The organism is Catenibacterium sp. RTP21428st1_D7_RTP21428_210409, from assembly GCF_040227455.1.
Classification (GTDB): domain Bacteria; phylum Bacillota_I; class Bacilli_A; order Erysipelotrichales; family Coprobacillaceae; genus Catenibacterium; species Catenibacterium mitsuoka_A.
Genome location: NZ_JBEHVX010000014.1, coordinates 26,588 through 36,338, shown reverse-complemented (window position 1 = coordinate 36,338; position 9,751 = coordinate 26,588). Strand labels below are relative to the sequence as shown.

Below are 9,751 nucleotides of genomic sequence, written 5' to 3'. Positions count from 1 at the left end.
TAGTTTTGGTGGATTTGAGTTTGGTTATATATTTGTGTCCGCGCAACGAAGGCGCGGGGAAATGGAGGAAATCATGAGAAGATTAATGAAATGTAAAGCATTGATCATCAAGATGCCTGATTCTGTTCCTAGTGGTATTGCTAGAAGCTTTAATAGTATGATTCCAGTTATTATTACTATGTTTATTTTTGGTATTGTAAGATTTATTACAAATGCAGTAGGTACACCTTTAAATGACTTGATCTTTAACTTTATTCAGACTCCACTTACTGCAATTATCACTTCTCCAGCTGGTATTGTAGTGATTTATTTCTTATATATGCTTTTATGGGGATTTGGTATTCATACAGGTTATATTATTTCACAGCCTATCCTAGAACCTATTTTCTTAATTAACTTAACACAGAATGCTGCTGCAATTACTGCAGGTCATGCTGCAACTCATATTCTTACAAAACCATTTACTGATTCTTTAATGTTCATGGGTGGCGCAGGAAATATGCTTGCATTAGTTCTTGCTATTTTAATTGTTTCTAAACGTAAAGACTATAAACAAATCGCAAAGCTTGGATTTATTCCATCACTATTCAATATTTCTGAACCAATCATGTTTGGTTTACCAGTAGTAATGAACCCAGTATTAATTATTCCTATGATTCTTGTAACACTTGTCAGCTTAGGTATTGGTACACTTGCGACTGTCACTGGATTTATGGGTTATACATATGTTATGACACCTTGGACTACACCTCCTCTAATGGGTGGTTTCCTTGCAACAGGTGGTAAGATTGGCGGTTTAATCACAGCTGCTATTTGTTTAGTTATTTCTGTTTTGATTTATATGCCATTTGTTAAGGCAATGGATAAAGAATTAGAAAAGGAAGAAGAAAAATAATTTATGAAAGTAATCGTGTTTGACTTAGATGGCACATTACTTGATACAAAGAATGAAATCATTGGAGGAGAGAAGACCCTTTCTCTCCTTAATGATTATCAAGAATCAGGCTATAGACTTGCTATATGCACTGGTCGATTAGATCATGATATTGTAGCCATCAATAGAAAGTATCATCTAGGTATTACTGAGAGAATATCTCAAAATGGTGCTGTGATTTATCAAGGAAATCAATTAAATGCTGCTTTGTTAGATAAACGAGATGCCATGGGAATTTATGATTTACTAAAGGAGTATAATGTAAGAGTAGAGATGAATACAGTATCTAATCGTTATTGGATGAGTCCAAGGGATCCGGATTTTCCGAAAGAATTTTACGATTCATCAATTATTAAAGAGGATTTTAAAGATATTATACCCTATCAACCTGTTGTACTTTATCTTGTTGTAGGGGAAGAGGATTACTTAAAAGAAATCCAAACAGTTATAAAGAAGAAATTTACACAGGTAGATGCGATTCTTACAAGTAAGACATCATTAGAAATTGTTCCATTACATATATCTAAGGGAGAAGCTATTCGCACCATGTATCCAGAGGATGAAGTCTATGCAATTGGTGATAGTGAAAGTGATCTTGCAATGTTGGAATATGCACATCGATTCTATTATGTAAAAGAAGAAGTAGAAGGTGCTATTTGCGTAGAAAGTATTTTAGAAGCTTTAGAAAAGATAAAGGAGGAGTAGTATGCGTATCTTATTATTACCACTTGATGAAAGACCATGTAATTATATTTATCCTCAGATGATTGTGTCTTCTAACCATTCAGTTCATCTTACAATGCCTCCATTGGATATCCTGCCAAAAAAGAAGATTCCTGCTTCATTTAATAAGATTAGACAGTATTTATTAAAAGAAGCAGTCACTCAGGATGCTTTAGTTATTTCACTAGATATGCTTCTTTATGGAGGATTACTTTCTTCAAGACTGCATCATCTTACAGAGGATATTCTAGAAGAACATCTAGATGTTCTTCAGGAATTAAAGACACTTAATCCTCATCTTAAAATATATGCATTTCAATGTATTATGCGTTGTCCTCAATATAATTCGAGTGAGGAGGAGCCAGATTATTATGAAGATTATGGTTATGCACTTTTTAAAAAGAAGTATTTAGAGGATAAAGAAGAAAGAGAAACATTAACGAGTGAAGAAGAAATTGAAAAGAATAGTCTTCATATACCTGAAGAAGTAATCAGAGACTATGAAGACAGACGACTTATAAACTGTAGAATGAATTCAAAAACACTTGAATTATTAGAAAACAATGTTATTGATTTTCTTGTCATTCCACAGGATGATTCTTCACCTTTTGGTTATACCGCAAAAGATCAGAAGATCATTCTTAAAGAAATTAAAGAAAAGTGTTTAGAATTCAAGGTAATGGTTTATCCAGGTGCTGATGAAGTTGGTATGTCCCTTATGACGAGAGCTTATAATGATTACTATCAGGTTCATCCTAAGATCTATCCATTTTATGCTTCTATACTTGGTCCACAGATTGTACCTCTTTATGAGGATAGACCTATGTTTGAAAGTTTAAAATCACATATCCTTGTAACAGGGGCAAGACTTGTAATGGATGATTCTAACGCAAATATAGTTCTGGCAGTGAATTGCCCAGGAAAAATTATGCAGGAATCATTTGATAAGAAAAAGGATGTCTCTTATTCAAGCTATCGACAGTTAATGAGCTTTGTGGAGAGAATTAAGGAATATGTTGAAGAAGGTAGAAGTGTAGGTGTGATTGATAGTGCTTATGCGAATGGTGGAGATTATGAATTGATTCGATATCTTGATCATTATAATCTTCTAGAAGAATTAAAGGGTTATGCAGGATGGAATACGAACTGCAATACAACAGGGACTGTTCTTTCTGAAATACAGGTAGGAGAGATTCATGCACCCAATACTGTATATCATTTGATAGAGGATGTTTTCTATCAAGCTAAGGTAAGACAAAAGGTGATTGAGGAAGATTTACCTGAACTCGGACTTTCTTATTATGATTTTAAAGATAAAGAGGATTTAGTAGAAAAAAGAATTGGTGAGGCATTATTAAAAGAGTATTCTACTTTAAATATTTCTCATAAGTATCCAATTAATTCTATAGAGGTTATTATGCCTTGGCATCGTATGTTTGAGATAGGAGCAAAGTTCAAATGAGAGAACAGATGATTTATAATCCTGGCATTTACCAATTAAGAGAAGATGCTCTTAAAAGAATGTTAGATATTATTTATAACCAAAAGACAGCACAGCCTGGACAAACAGTATTTTTTGGAGATTCTATTATAGAGTTTTATGATATGAATCAATATTTCCCAGAAAAAACTATTTATAATTGTGGTATTGCAGGGGCTACAACAGATGAATTGTTATGGATTGTAGATGAAGCAGTTATTAAATATAAACCTGCTCAGGTTTTATTACATGTAGGGACAAATGATCTTGGTAACACAGTGACACATTCACCCCGTCAGATTGCCTCGAATATTCAGATGTTAGTAAGTATAATACAGAAGAACTTACCTAATTGTCGTATTACTATTCTTTCACCATTACCTTGTGATGAAGATATTCAAGGATATCCTCATGCGCGTGGTATACGTTCAAATGCATTTCTAAAAGATATTTATGAACATTTTGTGGAGTATCTAGGTGATAGTGTTAATTACATTAATGCATTTGATTCATTTGTAAACAAAAAAGAATTATTACTTGAAGATGGCCTTCATCCCAATGAGAAGGGCTATCAGCTCCTTACGCATATCATCAATGATTCTATGATTTTGTGATAGAATAGTTTTGGGTGATAATATGGATAATTATTTAAAAAGTACAAAAACGATGATTGAAGAGAAATATGATAGTTTTACACAAGTAGAAAAAGTGATTGCGGACTATTTTCTTCATGGAACAATAGAAGATTTTTCTAGTAAGGCTGTTGCTTCCACAATATATGTTTCAGAAGCGTCTTTATCTCGATTCTCAAAGAAATTAGGTTTTAGTGGCTATAGAGAGTTTGTTTTTTCTTTTAATGCGAATATGAAAGAAAATAAGCGTTTAGATCAATTAACATCATTTTCTATACATAAATATCAGGAAGTATTGGAACAGACTTATCAGATAGTGGATAATAATCAGATTATACGTATCGCAAAGCTTCTTGATTCAAAAAAAAGAGTGTTTATTTATGGCATTGGTTCAAGTGGTCTTGTCGCAAAGGAATTTGCATCACGTTTAATACGTTTAGGTCTTGATGCGGAAGCTATTAACTCAGAAAGTGATATTACTGCCAATAGTCCGCGTGTTCAGTCAGAGTCGTTAGTAATAGGAATTTCTATTTCAGGAAGTAATCCAAATGTTATTGCGGGACTTAAACGTGCGCATGAAAAGAATGCGACAACAGTTCTTATGACTTCTATGCAGCGTGCTTATCATGATGATATTATTGATGAAATTGTTAAGGTGGCTCATGTGAAGAATGTGACAGTATCACATATTATTTCTGCTGAGTTTCCTGCTTTAGTCATGACGGATATTATCTATACACATTATCTAAATTATAATAAATCAGATAAATTAGAGTCATTAAAGGAGATATTGAATTCAATAGATTATAAGTTTGAGAAGTAGGTGTTAAAAATGGAATTAGATTACCCATATTCAAATCATATGGTTCTACAAAGAAATAAAGATATAATTCTTTCAGGTACTTCTGAAGAAAAAGAAGTAAGAATGACTTTTTTAAAAAAGGAATATAAAGTGCCTGTCAACGATGGGAGATGGCAGATATCATTTAAAATAGAACAACCTGGTGGACCTTATCGTATGATTCTTACAGATGATAGAGATATGCTTGTATTGAATGATATTCTTGTAGGTGATGTTTATCTTGCAGCAGGACAATCTAATATGGAATTAGAGATGAGAGAGTCAAAGGAAAAGAAACTTCCTTTATATCGTTCTAATGTTCGTATCATGACAGTCCCAAAGTATATCTATCCTTTTGAGGCCGATAATCAAAGATGGAAAGAACTTAATGAAGAAACAGTGTCATCCTTTTCTGCAGTGGCTTCATTTTTTAGTTATTATCTTGATGAAGATATACCAATCGGTATTATTTCTAATAATAAAGGTGGTACAAGTGCTTCATGCTGGATTGAAGAAGAAGTTCTTAAAAAGAACAATGTACTTAAAGAGAATGTATATGATCCGTATTATGATGATTTACCATCATTAGATATACAAAAAGAAGAAACCGAAAAGTATTACAATGTATTTAATAACTATCAAAAAGAGTTAAAGGAATGTATTAATACACATCCTGATATGACTCTTTCCCAAATTAAGAATATTGTAGGACATACTCCATGGCCTCCTCCAAAAGGTTATTATGATTATCGAAGACCAGGTAGTCTTTATGAACATATGTTTAAATGTACTCTTGATTATCCTGTCAAAGCAGTGTTATGGTATCAGGGGGAGGAAGATAGTCCACAGTATATGTATTACAGTGAGCTACTTAAGACATTGATACAAAGCTGGCGTCGTGCTTATCACGAAGATTTTCCATTTTTTATTATTCAATTACCTGAATATAAAAATAGTCACTTTGATGAAATAAGACGTGTGCAAAGAGACGTTGTACGTTCTATAAAAGATACATATCTTGTTACGGCGCTTAAAACAGGTGATCCAGATTATATTCATCCAGCAAGTAAAGAGGAAGTAGGAAAACGTCTGGCTTATAGTGTGGCTCATTATCTTTATGAAAAGAATACACCAGTTACACCTATATTAGATGAAGAGACTTTGACATATGATCAGGATATGAAAGAAAATGATGTTCATTTAATTGTAGATGGACATGCCTGTATAGGGCATATTAAAAATAGAAAGCTTATTATACCAGTTCAGAATTATCATATGTTAGCTTATGCGAATGATGATAATCCTAAAGTAGAAATAGAAAGTGTAGAAGGTATTCCAGCTTCTCCATTTAGAATTAAGAGATAACACCCCTAAGGGTGTTTTTTTTTACAGTAAATAGGCAAATGATTTATCAATAACTATATATAAAACTTCACTAAAATACTTTTTTTTATAAATAAAATGTGGTAGTATATTAAAAACTGAGGTGATTATTTATGAAAAACACAATTTTTGTCAACAATTTACACCATCACCATCGTGGTTCTAGTTAGGGTTATATCAATTAGATACAGCCCGTTTTGACATACAACTCAAAAAAACGGACACGAAACAATGACATAATGGAACAGGTCATTGACCTGTTCCTTTTTATATATAAGGGGGACATAACTTTGGAAGAATTTAAATATCTGATTCCTGAAGAAAGTAATGATGCAACTAGAATGGACGCTTCTTTAATGCGTACGATTGAAGAACATTTAAGAAGAACATTCAATGCACATGAATACCAGGAGTTATTATTACCTACATTTGAATATGCAGACTTGTTAAGTGGTTTTGGGACAAATGAAGAAACAATGTTTCAGTTCATTAACCATGAAGGAAAGCGTATCACTTTAAGAACTGACTTTACTGTACCTATTGCACGTATTTATAGTAACGCTCATACAGATGAAGTAAGACGTTATAGTTATTTTGGTAAGGTATATCGTACCCAGGCACGACATAAAGGTAGAAGTTCTGAATTGTTCCAGGGTGGTATTGAGTTGTTTGGTCTTCCAGGACGTGAGGGAGATCAGGAATGCTTATCACTAATTGAAGAAACAATGCAGGATATCGGTTTAAGTGATTTAAAACTAGAACTTGGTTCTGCAAAGTTCTATAAGCGTTTAATGACTCTTGTAATGGATCGTTCTCTTACTGATATCTTAAAGAAAAAGAAAAGTTCTGATATGAAACATTTAGTAGAAGCACATGATTTTGACGAAGATTTAAATAAACTCTTATTAATTCTTCCTAGTGCTTTTGGGGATATTAAGTGTTTAAGAGAAGTGAAAGAGATTGTGAAGGATGATGAACTTCTAGAGGCTATTGAAGAGATGGAATCATTGTATGAGTTCTCTAAGCATAAAGAGAATATTATCTTTGATTTATGTATGGTACCTGAGAGAAGTTATTATACAGGTATTATGATGAAGGGATTCTCTTATTATAGTGCCCATCCAATTCTCCAGGGAGGACGTTATGACCATTTGTTTGATCATTTCTATAAGAACGTACCTTCTATTGGATTCTCATATCATTTAAATAATGTATTGGATGCAATAGGAAAGGAGAATGAAGCCAATGATTAAGATTGCGATTACTAAAGGAAGAATAGAAAAGCAGGTATGTAAGTTATTACAACAGCAGGGCTTTGATATGGATCCTATTTTTAATAAAAATCGAGAGTTATTAATAGAGACAAAAGATGGTATTTCAATGATCTTTGCGAAAGCAAATGATGTATTGACTTTCCTGGAACACGGTATTGTGGATGTTGGATTTGTTGGTAAGGATACTTTGGATGAATCTGATTTTGATGATTATTATGAGTTATTAGATTTAGAGATTGGTAAATGTTATTTTGCGTTAGCGGCTTATCCAGAATACCGCACAAAGACATTTAATCGTCGTAAACGTATTACTTCTAAATATACAAAGACCGCAAAAGAATATTTCGCATCTAAACAGGAGGATGTAGAAATTATTAAACTAGAAGGTTCTGTAGAGTTAGGACCCGTAGTTGGTTTATCTGATGCGATTGTAGATATTGTAGAAACAGGATCTACACTTAAGGCCAATGGTCTTGAAGTGATTGAAAAGATTTCAGATATTTCTACAAGAATGGTTGTGAATAAAGTGGCTTTAAAATATAAGAAGGATGAAATATTCAAACTAGTGGATGCACTAAAGAAGGGGGATCACTAAAGTGTTAAAAGAATTGATTTATAAAGGAAACTATGAAGAACTAGAAAATAAACTTCATACAAGAAAAACTGAAATATCTGAAGAAGTCAATAAGGCAGTCAGTGAGATCATTAATAATGTACGTGAAAATGGGGATGATGCATTAAAGGAATACTGTGCTAAGTTTGATGGTTTCCACGTATCTAGAAAGGATGATTTCATCGTTTCTAAACAGGAAATCATGGATGCTATTACTAATGTAGGACCTGAATTCATGAAGATTCTAGAACGCACAAAGGATCAGATCACTGAATATCATAAGAACCAGATTGAAAAATCATGGACTATGTATAAGGATAATGGCGTTATCATGGGACAATTAGTGCGTCCTATCGCTACAGTGGCTTTATATGTACCAGGTGGAACTGCTACTTATCCTTCTACTGTTATGATGAATGCCGTACCTGCAAAACTTGCAGGTGTAGAAGATCTTTATATTATTACACCAGTAAAGAAGGATGGTAAGGTTTCTGATGTTATTTTAGCTGCTGCTTATGTAGCTGGTATTACTAAGATTTATAAATGTGGTGGAGCACAGGGTGTTGTCGCTGCTGCTTATGGAACTGATACAATTACGAAGGCAGATAAGATTGTGGGTCCAGGTAATATTTTTGTCGCAACTGCAAAGAAGTTATGTTATGGAGTCGTTGATATTGATATGATTGCTGGACCTAGTGAAATTCTTATTGTCGCTGATGAGAACGCAAATCCTAAATATATCGCAGCTGACTTAATGAGTCAGGCTGAACATGATAAGCTTGCCAGTGCGATTCTTATTACAACTTCAAAAGAATTAGTAAAGAATGTAGATAAAGAATTAGTTAGACAGGTAGAAGATTTACCTCGTAAAGATATCATCAAGTCTTCGTTAGATAACTATGGTGGTGCTGTTATTGTAGATAGTATCAAGGAAGGTATTAACTTATCTAATAAGATTGCACCTGAACATTTAGAAGTATTAGTAGATAACCCATTAGAACAATTACCAAATATCAAGAACGCTGGTTCTATATTCTTAGGTGAGTATACACCAGAACCATTAGGTGACTATATGAGCGGTACAAACCATGTATTACCAACAGGTGGTACTGCTAAGTTCTATAGTGCGTTAGGTGTTTATGATTTCGTAAAGCATTCTGCTTTCAGCTATTATCCACAGGCAGTACTTGGTACATTCAAGGATGATATTATGAAGTTTGCACATCTAGAAGGTTTAGATGCACATGCTAATAGTATCAAGGTACGCTTTGAGGATTAAATTATGCGACAGGCAGAAATAGAAAGACAGACAAAAGAGACATATGTATATGTTTCTTTAAATATTGATGGTAAAGGAGAAGCAGATGTGGATACAGGTGTAGGGTTCATGGACCATATGCTTGAGCTTCTTGCTTTCCATGGTAATTTTGATTTAAAGGTAAGATGTAAGGGTGATCTACAGGTTGATTCTCATCATACTGTAGAAGACTTAGGGATTGTCTTAGGACAGTGCTTCAATAAGGCTTTAGGTGATAAGCGTGGTATTACTCGTTATGGTCATTTCACTATTCCTATGGATGAAGCACTTGTAACGACTGACTTAGATTTCAGTGGACGTCCTTATTTAGTTTTTAATGTAGAACTAGATAATATTCATCTAGGTAACTATGAAGTAGAAATGACAGAAGAATTCTTCCGTGCATTTGCCTATAACTGTTTCATGACTTTACATATTAATGAACATTATGGTAAGAATACACATCATATTATAGAGGCAATATTTAAATCTATGGCACGTGCCATCAAGGAGGCTGTCACAATTGATGAAGCCCATATTGGGCAGGTAGTATCAAGTAAAGGGGTGTTATAAA

10 protein-coding genes are annotated in these 9,751 nt (G+C 33.5%); all 10 read left to right on the top strand.

The window, feature by feature from the left end; translation table 11 throughout:
• A partial coding sequence (locus ABUA27_RS03785) for a PTS sugar transporter subunit IIC (protein ID WP_349820242.1) occupies positions 1-895 on the top strand: 895 nt, incomplete at its 5' end.
• Positions 896-898: 3 nt separating this feature from the next.
• Positions 899-1,639: an HAD-IIB family hydrolase gene (locus ABUA27_RS03780; RefSeq protein ID WP_129981348.1), complete on the top strand. Its 741-nt coding sequence runs from the start codon at positions 899-901 to the stop codon at positions 1,637-1,639.
• A gap of 1 nt (position 1,640) precedes the next feature.
• Entirely contained in the window at positions 1,641-3,119 is a 1,479-nt protein-coding gene (locus ABUA27_RS03775; RefSeq protein ID WP_287514070.1) for a DUF4127 family protein, read from the top strand.
• Positions 3,116-3,751, top strand: coding sequence for an SGNH/GDSL hydrolase family protein (locus tag ABUA27_RS03770; protein ID WP_129981346.1), 636 nt, complete (start codon positions 3,116-3,118; stop codon positions 3,749-3,751). The genes ABUA27_RS03775 and ABUA27_RS03770 overlap by 4 nt, the downstream gene beginning before the upstream one ends.
• Positions 3,752-3,773: 22 nt before the next feature.
• Positions 3,774-4,592 carry a MurR/RpiR family transcriptional regulator gene (locus tag ABUA27_RS03765; protein WP_129981345.1) on the top strand — a complete coding sequence of 273 codons (819 nt, stop codon included), beginning with the start codon at positions 3,774-3,776 and terminating at the stop codon, positions 4,590-4,592.
• Between the two features lie 9 nt (positions 4,593-4,601).
• A complete protein-coding gene (locus ABUA27_RS03760) occupies positions 4,602-5,975 on the top strand; it encodes a sialate O-acetylesterase (protein ID WP_129981344.1) in 1,374 nt (457 codons plus the stop codon).
• 308 nt (positions 5,976-6,283) lie between these two features.
• On the top strand, positions 6,284-7,246 hold the full coding sequence (locus ABUA27_RS03755; RefSeq protein WP_349820241.1) for an ATP phosphoribosyltransferase regulatory subunit: 963 nt from the start codon (positions 6,284-6,286) through the stop codon (positions 7,244-7,246).
• Complete coding sequence (gene hisG, locus ABUA27_RS03750) at positions 7,239-7,862, top strand: ATP phosphoribosyltransferase (protein ID WP_337472302.1); 624 nt, start codon at positions 7,239-7,241, stop codon at positions 7,860-7,862. Before ABUA27_RS03755 ends, hisG begins: the two co-directional genes overlap by 8 nt.
• 1 nt (position 7,863) lies before the next feature.
• Positions 7,864-9,159: a histidinol dehydrogenase gene (gene hisD, locus ABUA27_RS03745; RefSeq protein WP_349820240.1), complete on the top strand. Its 1,296-nt coding sequence runs from the start codon at positions 7,864-7,866 to the stop codon at positions 9,157-9,159.
• A gap of 3 nt (positions 9,160-9,162) precedes the next feature.
• Positions 9,163-9,750, top strand: a complete 588-nt coding sequence (hisB, locus tag ABUA27_RS03740; RefSeq protein WP_022425668.1) for an imidazoleglycerol-phosphate dehydratase HisB — start codon at positions 9,163-9,165, stop codon at positions 9,748-9,750.
• Position 9,751 lies beyond the last annotated feature (1 nt).

What these genes read in the sequence shown, in the direction of transcription:
- hisG (WP_337472302.1), top strand. Translation starts at nt 7,239, where the DNA reads ATGATTAAGATTGCGATTACTAAAGGAAGAATAGAAAAGCAGGTATGT.
- ABUA27_RS03775 (WP_287514070.1), top strand. Translation starts at nt 1,641, where the DNA reads ATGCGTATCTTATTATTACCACTTGATGAAAGACCATGTAATTATATT.
- hisB (WP_022425668.1), top strand. Translation starts at nt 9,163, where the DNA reads ATGCGACAGGCAGAAATAGAAAGACAGACAAAAGAGACATATGTATAT.
- ABUA27_RS03780 (WP_129981348.1), top strand. Translation starts at nt 899, where the DNA reads ATGAAAGTAATCGTGTTTGACTTAGATGGCACATTACTTGATACAAAG.
- ABUA27_RS03770 (WP_129981346.1), top strand. Translation starts at nt 3,116, where the DNA reads ATGAGAGAACAGATGATTTATAATCCTGGCATTTACCAATTAAGAGAA.
- ABUA27_RS03760 (WP_129981344.1), top strand. Translation starts at nt 4,602, where the DNA reads ATGGAATTAGATTACCCATATTCAAATCATATGGTTCTACAAAGAAAT.
- ABUA27_RS03765 (WP_129981345.1), top strand. Translation starts at nt 3,774, where the DNA reads ATGGATAATTATTTAAAAAGTACAAAAACGATGATTGAAGAGAAATAT.